This is a genomic window from Saccharibacillus endophyticus, from assembly GCF_013185185.1.
In the GTDB taxonomy this organism is placed as follows: Bacteria; Bacillota; Bacilli; order Paenibacillales; family Paenibacillaceae; genus Saccharibacillus; species Saccharibacillus endophyticus.
Genome location: NZ_JAAZWE010000007.1, coordinates 226,276 through 249,301, shown reverse-complemented (window position 1 = coordinate 249,301; position 23,026 = coordinate 226,276). Strand labels below are relative to the sequence as shown.

At 54.4% G+C, this 23,026-nt stretch carries 19 protein-coding genes and 1 pseudogene; 7 read left to right on the top strand and 13 right to left on the bottom strand.

Translation table 11 applies throughout. The features are described from left to right. The first annotated feature begins 152 nt into the window (after positions 1–152). A complete protein-coding gene (locus HRQ63_RS22795; protein WP_172247457.1) occupies positions 153–947 on the top strand; it encodes a MurR/RpiR family transcriptional regulator in 795 nt (264 codons plus the stop codon). A gap of 6 nt (positions 948–953) precedes the next feature. Here the strand turns inward: HRQ63_RS22795 and HRQ63_RS22790 are convergent, their stop codons facing one another. Continuing rightward, positions 954–1,940 (bottom strand): Gfo/Idh/MocA family protein, encoded by a 987-nt coding sequence (locus HRQ63_RS22790; protein ID WP_172247456.1) that lies wholly within the window; start codon positions 1,938–1,940, stop codon positions 954–956. Then, positions 1,937–2,965, bottom strand: coding sequence for a Gfo/Idh/MocA family oxidoreductase (locus tag HRQ63_RS22785; RefSeq protein ID WP_172247455.1), 1,029 nt, complete (start codon positions 2,963–2,965; stop codon positions 1,937–1,939). Before HRQ63_RS22785 ends, HRQ63_RS22790 begins: the two co-directional genes overlap by 4 nt. 329 nt (positions 2,966–3,294) lie before the next feature. Between HRQ63_RS22785 and HRQ63_RS22780 the strand changes: the two genes are divergently transcribed. Next, complete coding sequence (locus tag HRQ63_RS22780; RefSeq protein ID WP_172247454.1) at positions 3,295–3,750, top strand: GNAT family N-acetyltransferase; 456 nt, start codon at positions 3,295–3,297, stop codon at positions 3,748–3,750. 113 nt (positions 3,751–3,863) lie between these two features. Here HRQ63_RS22780 and HRQ63_RS22775 read toward each other — a convergent pair whose 3' ends face one another. Both HRQ63_RS22775 and HRQ63_RS22770 read right to left on the bottom strand, forming a co-directional pair. Further along, a complete protein-coding gene (locus HRQ63_RS22775; RefSeq protein WP_172247453.1) occupies positions 3,864–4,436 on the bottom strand; it encodes a hypothetical protein in 573 nt (190 codons plus the stop codon). Positions 4,437–4,569: 133 nt separating this feature from the next. Beyond that, positions 4,570–5,466 (bottom strand): SDR family oxidoreductase, encoded by an 897-nt coding sequence (locus HRQ63_RS22770; RefSeq protein ID WP_172247452.1) that lies wholly within the window; start codon positions 5,464–5,466, stop codon positions 4,570–4,572. 241 nt (positions 5,467–5,707) lie between these two features. Here HRQ63_RS22770 and HRQ63_RS22765 point away from each other — a divergent pair, with 241 nt between their 5' ends. Beyond that, complete coding sequence (locus HRQ63_RS22765) at positions 5,708–6,235, top strand: pyridoxamine 5'-phosphate oxidase family protein (RefSeq protein ID WP_172247451.1); 528 nt, start codon at positions 5,708–5,710, stop codon at positions 6,233–6,235. A 180-nt stretch (positions 6,236–6,415) separates the two neighbouring features. On the opposite strand, the gene HRQ63_RS22760 is transcribed toward HRQ63_RS22765, so the two are convergent. Then, complete coding sequence (locus HRQ63_RS22760) at positions 6,416–8,119, bottom strand: bifunctional diguanylate cyclase/phosphodiesterase (RefSeq protein WP_172247450.1); 1,704 nt, start codon at positions 8,117–8,119, stop codon at positions 6,416–6,418. Between the two features lie 338 nt (positions 8,120–8,457). Next, positions 8,458–9,345 carry a fructose bisphosphate aldolase gene (locus HRQ63_RS22755; RefSeq protein WP_172247449.1) on the bottom strand — a complete coding sequence of 296 codons (888 nt, stop codon included), beginning with the start codon at positions 9,343–9,345 and terminating at the stop codon, positions 8,458–8,460. Between the two features lie 181 nt (positions 9,346–9,526). Here HRQ63_RS22755 and HRQ63_RS22750 point away from each other — a divergent pair, with 181 nt between their 5' ends. Continuing rightward, complete coding sequence (locus HRQ63_RS22750) at positions 9,527–10,519, top strand: DUF4003 family protein (protein WP_172247448.1); 993 nt, start codon at positions 9,527–9,529, stop codon at positions 10,517–10,519. 113 nt (positions 10,520–10,632) lie between these two features. On the opposite strand, the gene HRQ63_RS22745 is transcribed toward HRQ63_RS22750, so the two are convergent. From HRQ63_RS22745 to HRQ63_RS22730, 4 genes are all read right to left on the bottom strand, one after another. Beyond that, complete coding sequence (locus HRQ63_RS22745; protein WP_172247447.1) at positions 10,633–11,175, bottom strand: hypothetical protein; 543 nt, start codon at positions 11,173–11,175, stop codon at positions 10,633–10,635. Then, positions 11,168–12,760 (bottom strand): glycosyltransferase family 39 protein, encoded by a 1,593-nt coding sequence (locus tag HRQ63_RS22740; RefSeq protein ID WP_172247446.1) that lies wholly within the window; start codon positions 12,758–12,760, stop codon positions 11,168–11,170. Before HRQ63_RS22740 ends, HRQ63_RS22745 begins: the two co-directional genes overlap by 8 nt. A 162-nt stretch (positions 12,761–12,922) precedes the next feature. Beyond that, on the bottom strand, positions 12,923–13,387 hold the full coding sequence (locus HRQ63_RS22735; protein ID WP_172247445.1) for a hypothetical protein: 465 nt from the start codon (positions 13,385–13,387) through the stop codon (positions 12,923–12,925). Between the two features lie 104 nt (positions 13,388–13,491). Further along, positions 13,492–14,442 carry a DUF2262 domain-containing protein gene (locus tag HRQ63_RS22730; RefSeq protein WP_172247444.1) on the bottom strand — a complete coding sequence of 317 codons (951 nt, stop codon included), beginning with the start codon at positions 14,440–14,442 and terminating at the stop codon, positions 13,492–13,494. Between the two features lie 615 nt (positions 14,443–15,057). On the opposite strand from HRQ63_RS22730, the gene HRQ63_RS22725 reads away from it, so the two are divergent. Both HRQ63_RS22725 and HRQ63_RS22720 read left to right on the top strand, forming a co-directional pair. Next, positions 15,058–16,551, top strand: a complete 1,494-nt coding sequence (locus HRQ63_RS22725; RefSeq protein WP_172247443.1) for a hypothetical protein — start codon at positions 15,058–15,060, stop codon at positions 16,549–16,551. Then, the gene (locus HRQ63_RS22720) at positions 16,535–17,980 is read left to right on the top strand and encodes a sensor histidine kinase (RefSeq protein WP_172247442.1); all 1,446 of its coding nucleotides are present in this window, start codon (positions 16,535–16,537) and stop codon (positions 17,978–17,980) included. The genes HRQ63_RS22725 and HRQ63_RS22720 overlap by 17 nt, the downstream gene beginning before the upstream one ends. Positions 17,981–18,344: 364 nt before the next feature. On the opposite strand, the gene HRQ63_RS22715 is transcribed toward HRQ63_RS22720, so the two are convergent. After that, a complete protein-coding gene (locus HRQ63_RS22715; RefSeq protein ID WP_172247441.1) occupies positions 18,345–18,965 on the bottom strand; it encodes a WD40 repeat domain-containing protein in 621 nt (206 codons plus the stop codon). A gap of 727 nt (positions 18,966–19,692) precedes the next feature. Between HRQ63_RS22715 and HRQ63_RS22710 the strand changes: the two genes are divergently transcribed. Then, positions 19,693–20,586 (top strand): hypothetical protein, encoded by an 894-nt coding sequence (locus tag HRQ63_RS22710; protein WP_172247440.1) that lies wholly within the window; start codon positions 19,693–19,695, stop codon positions 20,584–20,586. A gap of 288 nt (positions 20,587–20,874) precedes the next feature. Here HRQ63_RS22710 and HRQ63_RS22705 read toward each other — a convergent pair whose 3' ends face one another. Both HRQ63_RS22705 and HRQ63_RS26075 read right to left on the bottom strand, forming a co-directional pair. After that, on the bottom strand, positions 20,875–21,582 hold the full coding sequence (locus tag HRQ63_RS22705; RefSeq protein WP_172247439.1) for a DNA alkylation repair protein: 708 nt from the start codon (positions 21,580–21,582) through the stop codon (positions 20,875–20,877). A 135-nt stretch (positions 21,583–21,717) separates the two neighbouring features. After that, positions 21,718–22,818 (bottom strand): annotated as a pseudogene (locus HRQ63_RS26075) (cohesin domain-containing protein); the annotation flags it as partial. Positions 22,819–23,026 lie beyond the last annotated feature (208 nt).

The window sequence follows — 23,026 nt, the reverse complement described above, 5'->3', positions numbered from 1 at the left end:
ATTTGAATAAGGAATTTTCCGAGTTCAAAGGCGTCTTTCACTGAATTTCTCTCTCCGTCTTCTCGCTTCCAGCTACGTTGCGGTTTTTCGGTACATTGAGATGCAAAGCATCGGTTTTATTAAAGTTCGGTAGGAAAGGAAATGAGAAAAACATGGAGTTCAACTTATTGCAAAAGTTAAAATATGCTTCTCAGTTGACGACGCAGGAAAAGCATATTGTAGATTATATTTTAAAAGATCCCGAAGTTGTCTTTCATTCTACCGCGCATGAACTGGGTCGGCAAACGTTTACGAGTGCTTCGACGATTGTGCGGTTATGTAAAAAGCTGGGCACCCGAGGGTACCCGGACTTTCAGCTTAAGCTTGCGCTGGATTATAGGCAGCAGCCTTCGGCGCTGCAGTCGGAGAGTGATCTTGCTGCCGAGCGGGGGGATGTGGTGGCCGCGATCGAGTCGGTTCCGTATTTGTATGGGCAAGCTTTGAATGATACACGAAGTACGCTGAATCCTTCGGCTTTGGTGCGGATCGCGGAATGGGTGAAAAGCGCTGCGCGTATCGACATTTATGGCAGCGATATGAACTATTACTTAGCGCAGCAGGCGTGTACCAAATGGAATGAGCTCGGGATCTCGGCCATTGCGCATAACGATGCTGATCGGCATTATCTGCTGACGTTGAAGCCGGGTAGTCCGACGCTTTCTTTTGTCATTTCCCATACGGGCGAAAATCGTTCGATGGTCGAAGTGGTACGCATGCTGAACGATAAGAATATGAATGTGGTGGCCGTGACGGGTTCCAATGATTCGACGTTATCCCGTTCTTGCACGGAAACGCTGCTCACGCACGGTTACAACGAGCAATTGAGGCTATCCAAAATGTCGTCGATGGTTTCCGTGCTGTACCTGTTCGATATTTTATATATGAGCAGTATCACGGATACGCTCTAAGCACTATTATTGGTGATCCGCCGCAAACACGATTCCGGCTTTTTGGCGCGCTTGTACAAGCACATTCATGACGGATTGGCTGTGGTCGAGGAGTTCGTAGCATCGATTATAGTCCGCACTTGCAGCTATATCCCTAAAAGCTTGCCATTCGTAAAATAACCAATTGGCTTCCGTCTGTGCATTTAAGGTTTCGGCAGGCTCTTGTCCGAGCTGAAGCAATATCTCTTTGCAGCCGTTCGCTCCGCCTACGATCTGAAGATAGCCTTTTTCCCCTTGAATCAGAACGAAGTTCATGCCGGTCGTATCTTTGGCGCCTACGCATTCGGCAATGAACTCCGGGTATTTGAGCACGAGCACGCCGGATGTGTCGATTCCGTTCGTATGCTGGTTGGCGGTGTACGCTATCGAATCCGGACTGCCGAACAGGTTCATGACCAGATGCAGATTATAGATATTGATGTCCATCAGCGCGCCGCCGGAGAAGTTCGGATTGAACACGTTGGGCGTCTCGCCGGCCAACAGGTCGTTGTATTTGCGCGAGTATTGGCTGTAGTTGCACTGGATCATTTTGATCGAGCCCAGCTTATGCAGTTGTTCCTGCACGATCTTCATGTTCGGCAAGTGAATATTGGAGATGGCCTCGAATAAGAACAGGTTCTTTTCTTTTGCCAGCGCGATCAATTTCTCCGCTTCTTGCTTCGTTGACGTAAACGGCTTTTCGCAGACGACATGTTTGCCGTGCTGCAAAGCTTGGTAAGATTGTTCGTAATGCAGGCTGTTGGGCGAAGCGATGTAGATCAGGTCGATGTTAGGGTCCGCAAATAACGAATTCAGATCCGTGTAAACGGTACCGACTCCGTATTTGCTAGCAAGCGGCTGCGCCGTTTCTTTTTTCCGGGAGTACATGGCGATGCACGTTACGTCTTCCAATCGGCCAATCGCCGCCAAAACGGCATCTACGATCGAGCCTGTGCCTATTGTCGCGATGTTCATGATTGGTTCGCTCCTTCGTCGGTTTGTTTGGCCGCTTCGATCCCGTTGCTTAACACGTCCAATACATACAGCACTTCTTCGTCTTTGACCGGTTTGTCGCCTTTGCCCCGGATCGCCCGCAGCAGCGCTTCGTATAAAAGTCCGTAATCCGTCGCTTCGGAAGGGACTTGCTCCGTTTGCGTGCTGCCTTCGTCATCGATATAACTTAACGTTCCCCAGTTGCTCTCCGGTTCGGGTTTGATGTCTACCGTTGTACGCCCTTCTCCGTTTTTGGACTGATGGCCGCTGCTCATTTTGACGAAACTTCCCCGGTCGCCGTGCACCACGAATTTCGGATGCTCGATCTTGACCAGCATGCTGCATTTGATCGTGGCTTTCATTCTGCCGTAGCGGAAGTCGATATCGATATAGTCGTCGGACTTTCCAGGTGCAACCAGGCTGCGAACGTCGTAATGAACCGAGTCTGCCGGACCGTACAGGGAGATTAGCTGGTCGATCGTATGCACGGCCAGACCATGCAGCAGTCCGAAATCTTTTGCCGGATATTGAGGGAGAAAATAATCGTAGTGCGATTGGATTTCCACGATATGGCCCAGCTTTCCGCTTTCGATTACCTTTTTCAAAGTCAGGAAGTCTCCGTCGTATCTGCGATTTTGATTCGCCATGGCGATCAGGTTGTTCTGCTTGGCAAGGTCGAAAATTTCTTGCGCTTCCGCCGAAGTCGCAGCGAAAGGCTTTTCCACCAACACATGCTTCCCGTGCTCCAGCGCCAGCTTCGCATAATGGAGATGGCTGTCCACATGCGTGGCGACGACGATCAATTCGACGGCTTCATCATGCAGCACGTCGTCGAAGTCTGTTGAAAATATGATTTCCGGGTAGTAAGCTTCGCGCTCCGTGTCGCCCACCCGATCCTCTTCGCGGCGAAAGATCGTTTTCACTTTAATGTTTTCTTTTTTCTCCAAGTAAGGCAGATGATAGTTCACCACCGCATTTCCGAATCCGACGATTGCAATATTCAACATTACTGCTCACTCCTTTGCCTGATTTGACCTTATGGTACTACGGGAAAGGCGGTCGTAGAGCGATTTGAACAGCGATTGGCAGGCAAGTGCGCAATTTGATTTCAAAGACGCGGAAGAGTGAAATTGAATTTCATGAGAGTTCGGAAAAGGATAGCGATAGACTTCCGTGTCATTTTATCTATCATGAATCCGAGAAAAAATATCATTTTTAATATAAAAGCGTTACTCATGTTAGCTATTCGATTGTTTTTCGAAACGCTTCGAGTTACATTATGGATAGAGTAAACAAGCAATTGGTTTGATTCATTTCTTTGAAGGGGTGTACGAAGATGAAAATTAGAATTGACGATCTGCAAGGGCCTGAAATTGCCGCGCTGCTGGAGGATCATCTCCATAGCATGACCCTGCACTCGCCGCCGGAGAGCATTCATGCGCTGGATCTGGATAAGCTGCGCAAGCCGGAGATTACGTTCTGGACACTGTGGGAAAACGACGAATTGCTCGGCTGCGGCGCGATCAAAGAGCTGGACCCGACGCATGCCGAGCTGAAGTCGATGAAGACGGACAGCAAACATCTACGCAAGGGCGTAGCAGAAAAGCTGTTGGTTCATATTATCGAAGAAGCACGCGGGCGCGGGTATGAGCAGATCAGCTTGGAGACCGGCTCGATGGATGCTTTCGTGCCTGCGCGGAGGTTGTACGAGAAGTATGGGTTTGAGGAGTGCGGGCCGTTCGGGGATTATGAGTTGGATGCGAATAGTTTGTTTATGGTGAAGGGATTGTAAAAGCAAACGAATTTCGAGCAAGTCTTTAATATAGATCCCATTGTACATGAAAGAGAATGATTTCTAAGTCTGACGCGCATTTCTACAGCTCTATGAGAATATCCAGCGCTTGGTCAATCCATATACATCGCCCGTCTCCGATCCATGATCATCATATACTCGGCATGTTCGTCTGCATCGAGTTTGGTAGAAACAAGGCGAATCTTCTCGGCGTCTTCTTGGCTTCTCGGCGGCAAATCCTGCTTCGGATCGGTTAGCAGTTTTTCGTTTTCCGAATCGTAGAAGTAATCCAGAAATCCTGAACCGGGCGAATCCATATACTGATCTCCGTACAACTTGATCATTTCCTCCCGGGACATGCCTACTTTCGCGCCGCGAGCCGTCTGGTACTGCTCTGCCGATCCTTCCAGCAATTCAATTGCGGCGACTTGACCGTCTCTATAGAACACTCGAATCCCGTTCTCGTAAGAAACGTGATTCGGAGCAACTTCTTCGACTGCATTCCCTACGACGGCTTCCGCTTCTTCCCGGCTGGCTCCGTAACAAATCTGCGATTTCAAATTCTCTGCCTTTACGGCGCACATATCTTTTTCCGAAAAAACATTGGGTTCAAATGAAGCTTCTTCCGATCCGCATCCGGTTACTGACAGCAACAATGCACCGACCAGCAGTCCTGTTCGTTTCATCGCTTCTTCATCTCCTTATGTAAAAACTTTAACAAAACACCCTCAAGCCTACACCGGTTTCCCTCAGGGATTGTCCGGTGTTCGTCTTGAGGGCGTATATCATCATAGTCTAATCAGGCTTGCCATGCCGAGCTTACGGGGAAACCATGCCGCCGTTCGCATTCAGCGTCTCGCCTGTCACGTAGCTGGACTCCTGGCTGGCCAGGAACACGTACGCGGGCGCCATTTCGACCGGTTGTCCCGGACGGCCGAGCGGCGTTTGCGAACCGAATTCCGGCAGCGCGTCCGGCGGTTGGCCGCCCGCGACTTGCAGCGGCGTCCAGACCGGACCCGGCGCGACCACGTTCACGCGGATGCCTTTCGGACCGACCTGCTGCGCCAGCGCTTTGCTGAACGTGTTGATCGCGGCTTTGGTCGTCGCGTAATCCAGCAGGATTTCCGACGGGCTGTAAGCCTGGATCGACGACGTGTTGATGATCGAGCTGCCCGGCTTCATATGCTTGATCGCCGCTTTGCACAGCCAGAACATGGAGTACACGTTCGTTTTGAACGTCTCGTCGAACTGCTCCGTCGAGATTTCGTCGATGCTTTCGCGGAACTGCTGCTTGCCCGCCACGAGCGCCAGAATATCGATGCCGCCGAGTTCCTTGACCGCCGTCTCGATCAGGTTCACGCAGTAGCTTTCGTCCTTCACGTCCCCCGGCATCGCTACCGCTTTGCGGCCTTCGGCTTCGATCAGCTTCACGACTTCCTGCGCGTCCGCTTCTTCTTCCGGCAGGTACGACAGCACGACGTCGGCGCCTTCTCTCGCATAAGCGATCGCCGCCGCTCGGCCGATGCCGCTGTCCGCTCCGGTCACGACCGCTTTGCGGCCGACCAGGCGTTCTTTGCCGACGTAGCTGGTTTCGCCCGAATCGGGAATCGGCGTCATATCTTTCTGAAGGCCCGGGCCTTCCTGCTGCTGTTCGAATTCCGGTCCGGCTTTCGTAAACTGGGTCGTCGGGTCCTGCATCTTGTAAATGTCGCTCATGTTGAAAGTCCTCCTCAGGTATACGAATTTGGGTGTTCCGTCTTGTTCTCGTCTTTTATGTAACCTTCATTATCCGGGTTTAAACGAGCAGATTCGGGGTAACCCGAGCAGATTTTATTTTTTCGAAAAACGTTCAAGATATCCGGGCTTATATGCACTTTCATATGAAAAAGGGTTTATCCGGCAAGCAGAACGTTTAAGGAAAAAGCAAACCCCGATTTCGGGAAAGGAGCGATTCATCATGTCCAACTTGAGCGAACATGCCACGACCTCCGATCCAAAAGCGGTCGAAACCGTACGCGATCTGATCGGAGATATCGAGACGGCGATGCTGACGACGGTAACGGATGCGGGCCTCGTGTCGCGTCCGATGAAAACCCAACATATCGAGTTCGACGGCGATCTGTGGTTTTTGACGAAAAAGGATACGGCGAAATACGATGAAATCTTGAAAGACCCGCGCGTCAACCTGGCTTATGCGGGCAAATCGTACGTCTCGATCAGCGGCCGCGCCGAATTCGTGGAAGACGACGCGCGCAAAAAGGTGCTATGGAACAAAATGTACGAGAAGATTCTCGACACGCCGTACGACGATCCCAATCTCGTGCTGATCCGCGTAACCGCGGAAACGGCGGAATATTGGGAAAGCGGCAGCGCCGTGAAAATGATCTCCCATCTGCTGAAAAAAGCAGTCGGCAAAGGCTCCGATCCGAAGTCCGAGCCGGGCCTCACCGAGACGGTCGATCTGACTTCCGTACCGAAACCTTAAGGCAACTTATACTTCCGCATTTCGAAAAAGGCGCAAAATAAAAACGGGATTTCCGCATGGGCGGAGATCCCGTTTCGTCATGCTTATCGCTTGCTATATCTATATGGAAAGACCTTCGTCCGATCGAAGAAGCAGGTTCCGTTCCAAGCGCCTTGTCGATGCTAAAAGTACTGGCTTCTATCATCTGGCGCATGCCGCGTGCTTCATCCGCACCGACTCCGAGCGGAGCCGGCCCAGCGGTTTGGGCCGCGAAAAATAATAGCCCTGCATATGAACGCAGCCGAGCGTCAGCAATAAGCGATACTGTTCGTCGGTCTCTACGCCTTCGGCGATGACGGACAAATCCAATTCCTTCGCCATCGCGACCACGCCGCGAATCATCGCCCGGCTGATCCGATTGCTTTGCGCGTTTTGCGACAGAATCCGGTCGATCTTCAACGTCGAGACCGGAAGCTCCTGCAGCAGGCCGATTCCCGAAGAGGAGGGGCTGCCGAGGTCGTCGAGCGAGAAGGTCACGCCCAATTCGCGAAGCCGAAGCAGCTGCGGCAGGATATGCGAAGCGTCCAGGCGCTGCGTCGTTTCGTTCAGTTCGATCTCGATCTTATTCGGCGAGCAGCCGGTTTCCAAAAATACGTTCATCGCCTGCTCGACGAAATACGGATCGCGCAGCGACTTGACCGTAATATTGACATGAATGCGCTGCGCCGGACGCAGTACATGCTGCGCCATGCAGGCTTCCCTAAGCACCCATAAATCGACCTGTTCGATCAGGCCGGCTTTCTCGGCCGCTTCAATCGCTTCGACGGGAGACACGCTTCCGCGCGTCGGATGGTTCCAGCGAAGCAGCGCTTCGTAAGCCAGCGCATTTCCGTATTCTCCTTCGACGATCGGTTGAAAATGCATCTCCAACTCGCCGCCTTGCAGCGCTTGGCGCATATCCAATTCGGCCTGCTGATCCTCGATCCGGAAAATGCTCACGCCGGCTTTGCCGCCTTTTTTGATCCGGTACATGGCGGTATCCGCCCGTTCGATATACTCGCGCAGCGAATCGGCTTCCAGGCAGACGCCGATCGACAGCGTCGGCGGTTCTTCTTCGTCGGCCAAAGGCAGCTCTTCTTCCCGAAATTCGCTGACCAAGCGATCCACCGCTTCCTGCACGCGCTGCGCATCGTCCGTCGGCAGCACGATCACGAACTCGTCGCCTCCGTAACGGCACAGCAGCCAGTCGTCGTCCGCCGCTTTGCGAATCGACTTCGCGAGAGATTGAAGCACCCGGTCTCCGGTCGTATGGCCGTAGCCGTCGTTAACTTCCTTGAAATTGTCCAGATCCATAAAGATTACCGCCGTCGGCAGATCGGCCAATTCGCGTTCGTATAACGATTCGAGCGCGCTGTAACGCAAAAAACCGGTCAAATCGTCGAAATAAGTGGTCTCCTCCAATTGGATCAATCCCGATACGACCGATGCGACATGCAGCAGCCGCTCCGCGTCTTCGTCGGTAAAAGCATGATAGCGATCCAGCGAACAGATCGTTCCGTACAAATCGCCGTTTTTCAAACGGATCGGCACGCCGAGAAAGCTGGCTTTGCCGATATCCAAAGTAACCGGCATTTCCCGCGTCAGCGGCGAACAGGTCGTGTCTTTGATCAGAACCGGCCCGTCTTCGTCGCCGACCAGACTGCAATAAGATATGGAATAAGGCAGCACGCTTCCTTCTTGAACCAGCTCTTCGTCGCGGTTCGAGACGCTCAAGATCGTGTTTTGCCTGCCGTTGTTGTAAGCCATGAAAAAGGTGTTGGCATCGATGACGGAGTGCAGCAGCGAGAACAGCGTCTTGGACGTAACCCGAATCAAGTCTTCACGCTGTTCCTTCATCGGTTTCATATTTTGCCTCCATGAGTCTAAGGATATACTGATTTTAGGTACATAAGCCCATTATAAACGAAAAGCAAGCAAGCGTCACGCCGCGTATAACCAAATATTCCTACTTTTTTCGCGGTTTTTCCTGTATTTTCGACTTCGGACGTTTAAATGCTTTTAAATTCAATTTCCAACGAAAGAATTGTGTATCCTTTTTATCGGCTTGCCTGCTTCGATCCGTAACCCTAACCGTGTTGCTCCCGTCGTTTTTTTCGAAAACGAAAAAAGCCGTATCCGTCTCCATGCACGCATGGAAACAAATACGGCTGCTTCGTCAAAACTTCACCGTGCCGCTCGATCTTTCAGGTAATCGAAGCTGAATAGATCGACTCTATGGAACGTTTCAACGTTTCGTTAAAATCGGCTTCCGTTTGGCCGAAGCTCAGTCCTTCCGCCAAAGCCCGGGAGAAGCTGGCAATCAGCCCGGGGTTTCGCGCAAGATGCTCGTTGGCTTCCTTCTGCGGATATCCGCCCGACAACGCCACGACGCGCACGACATGGGAATCCTGCATCAAGTCGCTGTAAAAGCCGTCTTTGGACGGAATCGACAGCTTCAGCATGATTCGAACATCCGGGTCAAGCTTCGCAAGCTGTTGGATGATTTCTTCTTTTAAAATACGTTCCGATTCTTCGCGGTCCTCGCTCAAGATGTTGACCTCCGGCTCGATGATCGGGATCAAACCGGCCGCGAATATCCGCTTGCCGACTTCGAACTGCTGCTCCGCGACCTGCTTGATCCCTCCCGGATTCGCTTCATGAATGACCGAACGCATTTTGGTGCCGAAGATCCGTTTGTCCGCGGCTCGCGCCAACAGATCGTCCAGCTTCGGCATGGGCTTCATCAACTGCACGCCGTTTTTTTCCACGTCGAGTCCTTGATCCACTTTGAGGAACGGCACGATGCCTTTGTCTTCCCACAAATAATCCGCCGTCGATTTGCCGTCGATCTCGCGATCCATCGTATTCTCGAACAAGATCGCGCCCAAAATATGATCCGAATCGAATGCCGGGCTTTGAATGATCCGCGTCCGCATCGTATGCACCGCGGTGAACATGCCTTCTTCGTCCGTATACGCGTCTTCGGCGACCCCGTATTGCAGCAGCGCTTTGGGCGTACTGCCCCCGCTCTGATCCAGAGCCGCCACGAATCCTTTCCCTGTCCGCATTCGCTCAAGCTGTTGTTCGTTCATCTTGATCTCCCCTTTCCGATTTGACGCGCGCGGCAGCCGATGACCGCCGGGCAAACTCCTCTATCCATTACCCGCCCGAACCGCTTGCGCCACTGCGGGAATCCGTCTTTTTCCAACTGAGGATATGGTACACTTGAAGAAGGAGTTTTCTCCGATAAATTTTGAAGACAGGGGTGCAGCGATGAATCCGACAGACCTGAATCGACTTCAATTATTAGCAGCCAACACGCAATCCGTCAAAAAGGAGTTCGCCTGGCACAACATCAGCATTTCCCGGCTTGCCGCCATGCTTTACGCTGCCGAAGACCGAACCGCCGATCCCGCGACGCTCCGAAACGTCCACGATCTGATCAAAGAAAATACCGGCGCTTTCTCGATATTCCGAGGTACGTTATCCGTCGCGATTGCGGCCATGTTGTCGTTGACGGAAGATCCGCAGGGTCGCCTGGATGATATATTGAACACCTACGAACAGATGAAAGCACATAAATTCAAGCCTTCGGATCATCTCGCCATGGCTGCTTACGAAATCGCCCGGCATGCGCAGCCCGAACAACGCGAAGCGGTCATCCGGCGCACCAAAGTCTTCTATGACGGCATGAAAGAAAATCATCGCTTCCTGACTTCCTATGACGATTATGTATTCTCCGCCATGCTGGGCTTATCCACCCTCGAACCGGAGCCGGCATTGAAACATATGGAACAGCTGTATGCCGAATTGAAACCCGAGCTGCGCGTTAGCAACGGTCTGCAATCCCTGACTCAATTGCTGGTACTCGGCGATGCGGATCGGAACGCGACGGATCGTCTGCACGAACTGCGCGAAGCATTCAAGCAGCGCAAAATTCGGATGGATCGGGACTTTACGCTGCCGTCTCTCGGTTTACTCGCTCTGCTTCCGATCGAAGTCCGGGTGATCGCGGATGAGATCGAAGAAAATATCGCCTATATTCGAGCGCAAAAAGGATACGGTGCTTGGTCGATCCTGGATCAGGAATTGCTGCTGCTCATCTCGTCCTTATATATCTCGCGCAGTGTAGGGGAAGCCTGCCAAGGCCTTTCCGCGTCAACCGTATCCACAGCGCTGACCAATCTGGTGATTGCGCAGCAGGCCGCGACGATCGCCACCGTAACCGTGATCGCGGCGGCGAATTCATCTGCTTCGTCGAGCTGATCCGGACTTCGATCCTCGAAAGAAACGTCGATACCCGTCAGCCGCCGCACAAAAAAAGTCCCACTGCCTTTTCTGTTCCAAAGGCAGTGGGACTTTTAACATGAATCCATCTCTTATTCCAGCACGCGGACGCGTTCTACGGTTTGTGTTCCTTCCGCATGCCAGACCATGACGATCTGACCTGCTTTCAGCTCGGAAATGCCGTCCGCCTCGCCTTGACGACCGCCGGACCGAGCCGACATGCCGAAAGAGATATCAACGTCGCTGCTCAACGCGAGCTGCCGTTCTTCCCCCGTCGCCACCCACTCCGTCTCTCCTTCGGCGGCTCCGCCGGGTGACTGCGCCCCGTCTCCCATAACTGTCGAACCCCGATCCAGCAGTTCCAATGTCACGGTATCTCCGTTCACGGACACAATTCTTCCGATCAAGTCCGAGTCGATCGCTTCGCGCATTCCTCCCGCGTTCCCGCCGAAGCTGCCGCCAAAACCGCCGCCCGGCATCCCCATTTGAACATTGGCGCCTCCAAGACCCGCACCGTTATTAAAGGCTGTTGACGTCGTGCTCGGAATGTTTTGCGCGGTAATCGCGTCGCAGGCGGCAAGCAGCACGGAGAGCGCAAGCACAGAAGACAACGCGCCGATTCTTTTTTTATCCATTCCTATCTCCCTCCTTATCCAGCGATAAACGTCTGCCGAATGCGGTGTTCGCCAGCAGCGCAAGCGTATCCTTGAAGCCCAGATACGACAAAATAAGCAGCAGCGGGTAGACCGGATACAGATAGCGGGACTTGATCTCCCACAGCAAATAAAATGCGATAAATCCGAGCAGCACGAGCACAAGCAGCACCTCCGCATAGCGCCGGGCGCGAATGCCTGTCAGCAATCGCACTGCCGCCAACGCGTACATCGAGATCGTGGACGCGTACAGCACCCACAGCAGACCGGAACGCGCGGCCGAATCGCCTTCGAACAGCTTGGTCAGCCAAGTCTCGTAGCTATAGCTGCCGGAAATCGGCGAAGCGCCGAAGTTTCTGCCGGATGGCGAAGCATTCCCGATTCCGTAGCGGTCGATCTGGTAGGTTCCTTCCGTCCAGACCCAAATCAGCTTTTTGTAGTACATGCCGATCAGCTCGCCCGGAGTCGCCCCGGATAACTTTTCCCGAATCGACGCTTTGTACAGTTCGGCGCTCTCGGCTTTATCGTAATCCGCCTTATTCTGGTAAATCCGATAGCTCTCCATATTGTCCCAGAATCCGAAGCGTTCCCGATTAATGCCCATGTTCAGCCACATATAGACGGGCGCGGAATCGGCAGATGCCGATTCGTCGGTAGCTCCCATCGCTTGAAGCGACACGCTTTGCGTCCAGGCCGGCACGTTGAATAACGCACCCAGCACCAGCAGCGACAGCAGGCTTCGGCGAATGCCGATTTTTCGAACCGCGAGCAAAATATAGATGGCCGAGGCAATCAGGACAAGCGTGCCGATCCCCCGGAAATAGTTACCGAGCGCCAGCAGGGCGGCAGCGAAAACCATATAGCGGAATATTTTCGTTTTTACGAATCGAATAACAAAATAAATCGCCGTGGTCAGCAGCGCCGTGCCGATAACGTCGTTGTAGATGAGGTTGGGCATGAGCAGCGACGGCACGTAAAAAGCGGCCAACACCAGCACAACATAATCGTTCCCTTTTTCCCGGCCGACCAATTCCTTATGGATCAGGTAGATCATGAAGGTCGTCAGCAGCGAAAACAGAATATTGAAGACCTTGATCGTCACATAATTATCCGGAAAGATCGCAAGCAGCGTTTTCAAGTAAATCACGGTGGAAAAGTTGAACGGAAACATATGCAAATACCCGCCCGCGTCGAACGTCGAATAATCATTCCGGTACAGCATGTCGAGCGCGAGCGACAGCACCGTCTGCGAATCGTCGGTCGGCAAACGGGGCAGCAAGAAGATCAACGCCAGTTGCAGCAGCAATGATGCGCCGAGTACGATCGGCACGATGAGCGGGGCCCGGTAGCGATTCAGCTTGCGGCAAAGCCGATACCCGATCAAGGCCAGCGCAAATAAGACGATCATCAGCAAAATGAGCACGATCGGCTGTTGGGTATTCAGTATCGGATTATCGCCGTAAGCGGCATAATTATATTCGGCTCGGACAAAGAAGGAAGAGCCGACGAACAAGCCGAAGAATACGGTCAGAATCAGGTAAAAGGATTTTTTCAACACTTGCGGCATGGTCCAGCTCCTTCGCGGAAATTCGTTCGGTCAACGTCCAGTATAGGGAACAAGTCTGAAAATAAGCTGAAATTCAATGCGGCAAAACGAAAAAAAGCAGCACGCCGATGTAACCGGACAATGCCGCGAGTACCTTGTCAACGCTATAAAGCAAGGTTACGTTCAACCTTCAGTAGGCTCCAAACGGATCGTCTCCGAGCGCTTGCCGTTGTTCCAAATCAGCAAAAGTTCCACGCTGCCGGCCTCGTCGGGCCTGTATTCCGTCGTGACCAGGTCGCGAAGCAAATATACGCCGTTTTCCGGCGCTTTTTTCACGACCATGCCGCCGCTGCCCGATTCGATATCGACGCCGTAGTACGAATATTTGACCTCGCCGATCGGCGCCGGGCCGGCACCTTCGTACGAAGCGGTCAAGCGTGCCCGCAAACGCCCTCCGTCTTCGGGTACGTACATTGAATATTCCGCCGACCAAGCGTCTCCTTCTCCTTCGTAGTCCCGCATTTCCGACGCTTGCGCCGTATCGGATTTCGCCGTTTGAGCCTGCGGTTCGGATGCGTTTTCCGTCGTATTCCCGCAGCCGCCGAGCAGAGCCATGATTCCCAAAGCTGCCATCAATCTTCTATACATATCGGTCTCCCCTCCGCGACGGCTCTTTCCGTTCCCCGATCATCGCGCCTATTACGTTATTTGTAACCGTTTTGGCGCACGAAAAAACGAACCGCAGGTCCCATTTACCCCATCATTTCCGCCGACAGCCATTCCCCGTCCGCGCTTCGGCGAACGCAGATCGAATGTCCCCAGAACAAATCGCCGTCTTCGTACCATAACGTCGTTTCTTCGTCTTCATCCAGCGTCAGCGATTCGAGCGTCATCCGTCCGGCAAAATCGTCTTCCGTCAATTCTTCTTCGTCCTCGTCCAGCCAAGAGTCGTTTTTGAGCTCCAGCAGCTGTTGGGCCGCATAACGACGGGCTTCCAGATCCAACGAGGATAGATTTCCCGTCGCTTTTTGCAAAACGGGAACAAGTTCGAGCGCCCGCTCCCTTTCGGCCGACTCCAGGTTGAGCGCAACCGCGCGATCTCCGAGCTTTGTTTCTCCGCCGAACCATTGATACTCGGGTTCGAATGTTAACGTACCGCCGTTCCAAGGGATCGGCGGGTTGTCGGCAGCGGTTCGCTTGACGGGAGGCGGCGGAACGACCGTCTGCTCCATCGCGTAAAAAGCTTGCTCGATCTCCTCTTCCGTCGCTCCGGTCATCAAAATGTCCAACTCGCGAAAAGCCATGCCCATCTGGCGCTGCGTCGCTTTTACGATGCGCCCTTCTTCCGATTCGAACACGAAGCGTCCGTCTCCGCCCTCTTCGTTTTCCTCATAGCGGAGTTGCTTCGGAACAAAAGACGGCGGGATCGGGATATGCGTCCAAGATGATCCGTCCGAAGGAAAGCAGCGGCAAAGATCGGCGCACAGCAAGGATTCGGCTCCGGGCTCCGTTTCTTTGTTCAGCACGCGGATTCGGCCGTCCGTTCGGCGCAAAGAATGTTTGGGCTGAATCAGGACCACTTCGGCGCCGTCGGACGAGGAAGCATGCAGCGCCGGGATTTCGGCTAGTTTTTGGAGGGCTTCAGGGTTGCCTATGTAGGCGTTTTGGACGAGTTGCAGCATTGCGGTCGTGTCGTGGTACATGGGGGAACACTCCTTTCTGGTTGTTGTTATGATAGCATTGGAGAGCGCTGCGGGAGAAATTCGTTCGAGACGCTGTCTCGCTTGTAAAGCCTCCGGCTTTACAGCTCAAAGGCGTCTCTCGCTGAACTTCTCCCTCCGCTGCTGCTTCGTTGGAGTAGGGATAAGAAGAGCAGAAGCTGTGTTGATGGCACAGCTCGGTAGCGGCTTCCTTATAAGGAGTAAAAATGCTGAGGTTTCTCATCGTTCAACGTCTGCCTAGTAGCTTGACCAAGTTCAATGTAAAGTTTGGTCAAGCTACTGAGGGCAGGCGTTTTTGGTTTGTTTTACGAATCAAATCGAATTGAAAGCGCTCTTATTTTTTAGAGGGTCGAGGTTGTTTTTCATAGTTTGAAATCGGTCGAAATTTTCTTCTTGACCTGCGTGCGTTTAACTGCGAAAATGAACCGCTGAACCGTTTGTTTGTCGCATTTCCGGCGCCGAAGCCGATATATAAGAATAGTACCTTTTCAACGCTGAACGCAAGGTTGCGGTCACCCGAAATGCATGTAAAGCGTGTGTGTTTGGGGCGAACGCAATCTTCTGATTAAAGCTCATTCTGTTAAGGAGAACCCGCTCATGAAAGCACTTAAAATCGCCGGCCTGTTATCTCTGCTCATCGTCGGCGGATGCGGACGGATCGCTTCGCCGGGCGATCTGCTGCACGCTCCCAACCTCGCGAACGAAGAACAAGCTTTGTACCGAGCGGTGCAGCCTTTCCTGCCCGCAGGCTACCAGCTCACCACGCCTGACCAATCGGACCAGGGAAGCGCGATTCGCCTGGCCGACCTGGACGGCGACGGTGACGAAGAACTGATCGTTTCCTATAAAAAGCCCGATACCGATTACGAGGTCAATGTCATGATCTTGACCCAGCGCGGCGGCGCCTGGCAAAAGGCCGATCAAATTACGGGCAGCGGGATGAATCTCGATTACCTCGGAATCAAGCCGCTGACGGACCGCGCGTCGTCCGAACTGCTGCTCGGTTACGACAGCGGCGGCTCGGGATTGCCCCGAGAGCTGTTTGTCTACTCCTTCTCCGGCGGCCAAGCCGAAGAAATCTTCCACGAGTCGTACGACCAGATCGCGGTAGGCGACTTGATCGGCAGCGGCATGGAACAGATTGCGGTCGTCCCGCCTGCCGTCGATGCCGAAGATACGCATTCGCAGATTCGGCTGATCGGCGAAAAAAACGGAAAACTGTCCCTGCTGGCCGAGAGTCGAACCGACGGATCCGTGACCAACATGCAGATCGAACGGGCAGCGACGAATATCGACGGCTTGTTCGCCCAAATCATGAGCACGACCCGCTCCGGTTACGCCGTGCTGCTTGCCTGGGAAAATAATGATCTGGTGAATATCCTGTCCCTTTCGCAAAAATCTTACGACGAACGCGTGTCCAGACAAGACTTGAAACTGGAAGCTCCCGACCGTAATTCCGATCTCTCCTCGACGGAAAACAAGTGGTGGATCGATTATCCGGCGAAAAATCGGGATGTCGACGGTGACGGTATTTTGGAAACGGCGCTGCCGACTCCGCTGCCGAGCGTCGAAAGCCCTTCCGGCACGCCGCAGCTCTGGAGCGACTCGTATTACCGCTGGGACGGAAATCGAACGATGGAATTCGTCGAAGACCGGTTTTGGCAGTGGGGCTACGACCTGCGCATTCCGAACCGCTGGCTGGGCGAATACCGGATCGAGCTTCCGACCGGCAGCGAAAACGCCGCCGGCGAAGTACGCTTTACCTATTCCGCGAAAACCGACACCGGCAATACCGTTGCTCTGCCCCTGCTGACTCTGCGCCAAATGACGAGCGAGGCGTGGAACGCATTAAAACCCGTATTGGAAAGTCGGCAAAGCGAATATGTCGTGCTCGGCAGCACCGGCTCGGTGATCCCGGGCAACTCCTCCCTGGTTACGGTTGCTTTGCTTCCGGACGGTAACGGAGATTTGACCGGAAAGGCCGCGCTCGATTATGAAGCGCTCCGTCTCACGATTGCCGAAGTCCATCAGTTGGCGGGGATCAGCGCGGATGACGAAGAGGAGGCGAGCGGCGATGTTGAAAAGCATTAGGGGACGGCTTCTGCTTCAGATCGGCCTGCTGCTTCTGACGATTGTAGTGCTGCTCGAAGTGATCTTTGCCGCAGCCGTGTCGACCTATTACTTCGACAGCGCCAGACAGATCGTTCAGTCCCGAGCCGTCACGGCGGCAACGTTGTCCAATCAGTTCATGGAAGGCTACACGCTGCCCGAGAGGGCCCGTTACATTCTGGAAAACCTGGTTCCGAGCGAAAGCAGCCGCGTCGAGGTACTGGATCTGCAAGGACGCACCGTCGTCGATTCCTACGGCTTCTCCTCGTCCAAACGTATCCGGACCGCGGATGTGCGTATCGCCCAACAAGGCGGAGTCGGCAGTTACTCGGGTTACTCCAATGCGTTCAAACAGCGCATCATGGCCGTATCCAGTCCGCTCGTCAGCTACGGCGAAGTGATCGGCACATTGCGCTTCTCCGTTTCGACGGAACCTTTATACGACGAAGTCGCCAAGCTGGTCGTATGGGCGATCGGGATCGGCGCCGCCGTGCTGCTGCTCGGCTTCGGCCTCAGTCTGATCATCGCCCGCCAGATCGTCGGGCCGATCAAGGAACTTACCGTCATTTCCCGAAAAATGGCGACCGGAGACTTTACCGCGAGAGCCGTGCGCCAGAACGACGACGAAGTCGGCACGCTGGCCGATTCGCTGAACCATATGAACGAAGAGTTATCCAAAAGCGAGAAGATGAAAAACGACTTTATCTCGACCGTTTCCCATGAACTGCGCACGCCGCTCACCTCGATCAAAGGCTGGGGCGAGACGTTGGTCGTCGGCGGATTGGATGACGACGAGACGACCCTGAAAGGGCTAAGCGTCATTACGAACGAGACGGATCGGCTGATCGGCCTCGTCGAAGACCTGCTGGATTTTTCTAAGTATCAAGCCGGAGAAATCAAAATGCGCTCCGTGCCGGTAGACCTGAACCTGCTGCTTCAGCAGTTGGACCTTCAGTACAGTTGGGCGGGCAACAAGCGGGGCGTCACGCTGAGCACCTACCTTCCCGACGAACCGCTGCCGATGCACGCCGATCTCAATCGGCTGAAGCAGGTCTTCGTCAATGTGCTGGATAACGCGATCAAGTTCTCCGATCTCAACGGCGAAATCCGCATGACCGCATCCTGCGAGGATTTGCAGGTCCATGTCTCCGTGCAGGATGACGGCGAAGGAATTCCGGCCGAAGACCTCGAACGCATCGGCCGCCGCTTCTACAAAGGCAGCTCCAAAATGTCCGGCAGCGGCTTGGGGCTCGCGATCAGCAAGGAAATCGTCCGCCTGCACGGAGGACGGATCAAGATCGAGAGCGAGTACGGCATCGGTACGACGGTGACCGTGACGCTGCCGCTCGCGGTCGAAGAATTCATGTCGGGATCGGAAGTTGCGACGCATCTGGCTTCGTCGGACAAATAAGACGACCGCAGGGTTTCTTCGAAAGTCTGGATTTCACTGAATTTCTCCATCTTCTCGGCTTCCTATCGAATCGGGCATTATTCACAGATTAAAGGCGAACCCTCGGGTTCGCCCAACGTGTCGAGAAAATTCGACGTAACTGGAAGCGAGAAGACGGAGAGAGAAATTCAGTGTAGGAACGATAGTGATCGCCTTTGAAATCGGGAAAATACCACTAAAATTCAATCTTTTTTCCCGATTTCAACACGCGACCGAAACGAATTTCTCTCGCAGTCTTCTCGCTCCCCGCGTCGAAGCCACTTTCTCGACAAAAAGGCGAACCCTCCGGTTCGCCTTTTTGTCGATTTTCCAGATGACGTCCACCCTATTCCAAACTGCTCCAAGCACGGACGGCCTTTTCGGCACCGGTCGCAAAAAGGCGGTCGCCTTGAAAACACAAAGCCCGGATGCCGCCTTTGAGTCCTTGGAAATAACGGGCTTCGCCGTCCAAAGACAGTTCGACGATCGTGCCGTTGGCCAGGCCCAAAAGCAGATAATTGCCTTCCGGGTGCCAAGCAGCGGTGTAGACGGCGCTGCGAAACGTCCCGCAGACGGGCAGGCGGTACACGAACTCGCCGGTATGCGCATGCAGCAGCGCGAACGATTCCGGGTCGTGCAGGTCGTCGGCCAGTCCCCCGACGGCCAGGTAACGGCCGCACGGACTGAGCGCGAGCGCGTAGACGCGCATGCTGTCGTGCAGGTTTCTTTTCCAAACGAACTTTTCTTCCGCGCGATCGAAGCAGGCCGCCGTGAAATAACCGTCCGATCCGTACAGCTTTCGTCCGTCGGGCGAAACTTCCAATTCGTCGATCGCCGAGCCTTCGTACGATCCGAACGCGTCCGCGAATTCCTCCTGCGAGATGACTGGGCGCCAGCTTCGCGCCCGATAGTCGACTTCGATCAGGTGGTGCGCCGCCGGTTTGTTCGCCCGTACAGTCCAGCGCATCGCCGCTGCGAAGCTGGATGCCGGGAACGCTGGAGATACAGGAACCTCCTTTGTAACCGTGCAGCAGCCGATCATCGTCCAACGCAATCAGCGCCGAGTAAGAAGCCCGAGGTTCGGACTTGGCGACCAGCCGTTCTTTTTTCCGGTAACGCACCGCCGAAATTCCCTCGTTCCAAGCAATCAGATGAACCGGCACCGTCCCTTTGGCCGCCGTATCGGATAGCTTATAAAGCGGCGCAGCATTCTCGGGAGGCAGCGGGCTGTAGATATCGCCGCTTTGCAGATCCATTGCCCTCCATCCGAACACGGCCGCAAGACGAAGCCGAAGCTGCGTATACGCCCACATCGCCCCGCGTCCTCGCAGATCGTTCCACGGCACATGCGTCTCCAGCACGTTGCAGCCCGCTTCTCCGTCCGCGTCTCCTTCCGCATCGATATGCGACAGGTCGATACTCATCCAGCGGCCGTCCGACTCGTAGAGCCACTGGCGCTCCGAGACTTTTTTCAAAACCGGAAAGCCTTCAAGCAGCAGCCGGCACTCCTCTAACGTTTTCGTATCGGCATAATCCGGCAAAGCGCCGATTCTGACGTCCTGGCTCATGATTATATTCACTCCGTTTCCGCGAAAAATCGGGATACAACCATCATATAACGGACGTTTCGTCTTGGGCAAAAGTCGCGCGTCAGCTATACTGCAAGTAATGGATTTTTGCAAAGGAGAATGGTTATGCCTACCCGACGCGCCGTTACGGCCGAGATCGAAGCTTCGATCGCATTCCTTGAAAACACCTCCCATTTCGAACGCGGGCATGACGAAAACAGCCGCAACAAATGGGACGGAGCCTGGCGGCATATGGCCGCTTTATATGAAATAGGCGAGGTCCGGCGCATCCCGGAGTCTGCGATTGTTCAGGCGAAACATTTGCTTCGGACGCGCGTATGGCCCGTGTTCGTCATTCGAGACAGCGATGCGCCCGCACGCGAAGAAGACCTGGACCGCTGGGACTGCTGCCACTGCGAACTCGCTGTTTTTTATCAGATTCTTGCCGCCTACGGCTGCGACGTCGATACGGAAATGCCGTGGATCCGCGAATGGCTGCTGAAGAATCAACTGCCGGACGGCGGATTGAACTGCGACCCCGACGCTTACTTACATTCCCGCAAAAGCTCGATCGTCTCCACTCTGCCGCCGCTCGAAGCGATACTGCGGCACACGCATCGACCGTTTACGGAGCGGGAAAAAGCATTTTTGGACGGAGGCGCGCGCTACTTGATCGAGCATCGGCTGGTCTGTTCGAAAAGGAGCGGCGAAGTGATTAACGGAGCATGGCTGAAGCCGTGTTTCCCGAGATTTTTCGAATATGACCTGCTGCGGGGGTTATCTTTTGTGACGGAATGGTCGCAAAAACGAGGGAAGCCGCTGCCGGACGGATTCGTCGAACAAGCGCTGGCGCGTGTCGCCGATTATTCGGACGGGGAAAACATACGGATCGGACGTCAGGTCTGGGACCCGGAAGGCGAATGGGGCGGCGAGACGTTCGGGCTGCTGGAAGCCCTGCCGAGAATCGGGGAAACGTCGGAACAATTAAGTCGGGAGCTGAAAGCCTCGGTGAACAGGTAGCACGTCGCGAAGCAAAAAGACCGCTCTTTGTAGAAGCGGTCTTCAGGCTGTCGGGAAAGTTACGGCTGCGAGTGAATAAAGAAAGCTGCGAAAGAAATTCGTTCAAGACGCTGTCTCACTCGGAAAATGGATTGAACTTAAATAAGGAGTTTTCCGAGTTCAAAGGCGTCTTTCACTGAATTTCTTTCTCCGCCTTCTTTATTCCAGCTATGTTGAGGTTTCTCGACACATTAAAGACCGCGCTCCATAGAGGCGGTCTTTTTGCTTCGCCTTATCCGGCTTGAAACGCTAACACCGCACATGCCTTCTCTTAAAGCCTATCCGATTTTTCTCGACGAATTTACGGATGTTTTCCGAAGTATGCAGCTCTTTGGTTTTGCCCGCTGCCTGTCCGACTTGCAGCGGTTCCATTGCCTGTGCCGTTTCGACGGCCCGTTCATGCAGCGGCGCATAGGAGACGGCGACCGTGTACACGAAGTTGGCCATCGCGTATTTGGCGCGTTCCGGCGCTTCGTGAATGGTACGCTCGACTCCCTTCAACATCCGATCCAGCTTCTCCGTCTCGAATTCGTCGTCTTTCCGGCTCCAGAGCAGCCAACAATAACAGCTCCAGCCTGCCGACATCCGAAGTTCTTCTTCGCTGTCGATCCATTTGTCCGCCACGCTCTGCGCGATATCCGTTTCCGACAGCGTCACGGCCACGACGTAATCGGAGATCATGTAAAAATAAGCCTCGTCGATCCAGCGGTCGAAGTCTTGTTCCGTCATCTTCTCCGGATCGGCGATCACGCCGGCGAAATACATGGCGTCGTAATTGCCGGTCGCGTACAGCTCCTCGGCAAGCGCCTGATCTTTCTTGATCGCTTTCGACATGGGCTTCATGGCTCCGGTCGCCACGCCGAATACCGGCTCGCGCGCGCCGCTCGACGCATACCGTTTTTTCGTGCGTTCCGTACCGAGCGATTGCAGTTCGTTCATGACGTCTTCCCGATTCATGGACTTCCCTCGCTTTCCTTTTTGCAAGCATCGCGATATCCGCTTTGTCTGCGTTTACGAAGAGCATACTCGGATTCGCGCGAAAAAGAAACAGGCCGCTCCGATTGCGGAAGCGGTCCGTTTCTCCTGCCTTGCTTATTCGGCTGCGGGTGCTTCGTTCAGGTCCTGAGATGAATTCGCCGCGTAAAACTCCAGCTCGGCGATGTTCCCGTTGCCTCCCGCAGGGCCGTAATAACGCAGGTAACGGTAAGATTCGCCGGCCGCGACGTCGACCGAATTCCAGCCCGCCGCAGGTTGTTCGCCGATCGTATGCAGATCGACGAAGCCTTCCGTCGGCGATACGTTGGACCCCTGGATTTTGCCTCCGGTCATGCGGGATTCCATGCCTTTTCGCGGATGGAACCTGACTTGGCCTAGAACGGCCGCCTGCCCTTCGCCGACGTCGATTCCGACGTAGCCGCCTTCGGCTTCTTTGTAATCGAAGAAGGTGTTGACGTCTCCGTCGAAAGCTTTGCCGTACTCGCTGCCGGCCGACCATGACGGTTCGGCTCCGAACGCCGTGCCCGTGACGGCTTGAAGCTGGTTGGAGATGTCCACGATCCGTTCGCCCGTTTTGCCGCTTCCGTCCGATGCTTCGGCAATGACTTTGACCTGGCCGTTAAGTCCTTTCGAATTGCCGGACAGCAGTCCGTCCGGCGTGATCGAAGCCAATTCCGTCGCCGCTCCGTCCAGGTCCGTCACCGACCAGGAGACCGAAACGTTCGAGTTGGCCGGCTTGATCTGCGCAAGAAGCTGAAGCGTGCCGCGGTTGTAGTCGATCGCGGACACGCCTCCTTCGCCGCTCACCGCGATTTCGCCCACTTCCCCGAACAAAGCGATCCGATGCACCGCGTCCGCGATCGCGAAGCTTTCTTTTTGCGTATTGAAGTAGAGGATGTCTCGGGCCGCGACCTCGCTTGCCGCCGCTTCCGTTTCTTTGGCCTTCATGCGTACCGTGAACAGTTCCGATCCGTTAAACAAACGATTGGACGTTCCGCTCGCCGTCACGGCGACGGTTCCCGGCTGCTGCGCTTCGGCGGAGAAATTCAGCGCCTTCACCGGCGACTTCGCTGATACGAACTCCAACACCTCCGGATCGTAAGCCAGGTTCAAGCTCAACTGGCGCACGCCGTCCCCGGCGCCGCCGAGCGCGTAAGTCAGCTCGAATTCGTCGCCCGCTTTGACGCGGTCCTCGCCTTGGACGGACAAACTTAACGCTTCCGTTTTGAGAATGACCGCATCCGTGCCGACGAATCGGTTGCCCGTGTCGGAGACGATGCCTACTTTGACGTTCACGTCTCCGGTCTGTCCGCCGAGCGCCTCGACGAACGCTCTGCGATCCGCTTTGACGTCATAGCCTTTGCTCACGGATTTGATCTCCGCCGCCACGGTCCGTCCGTTGATC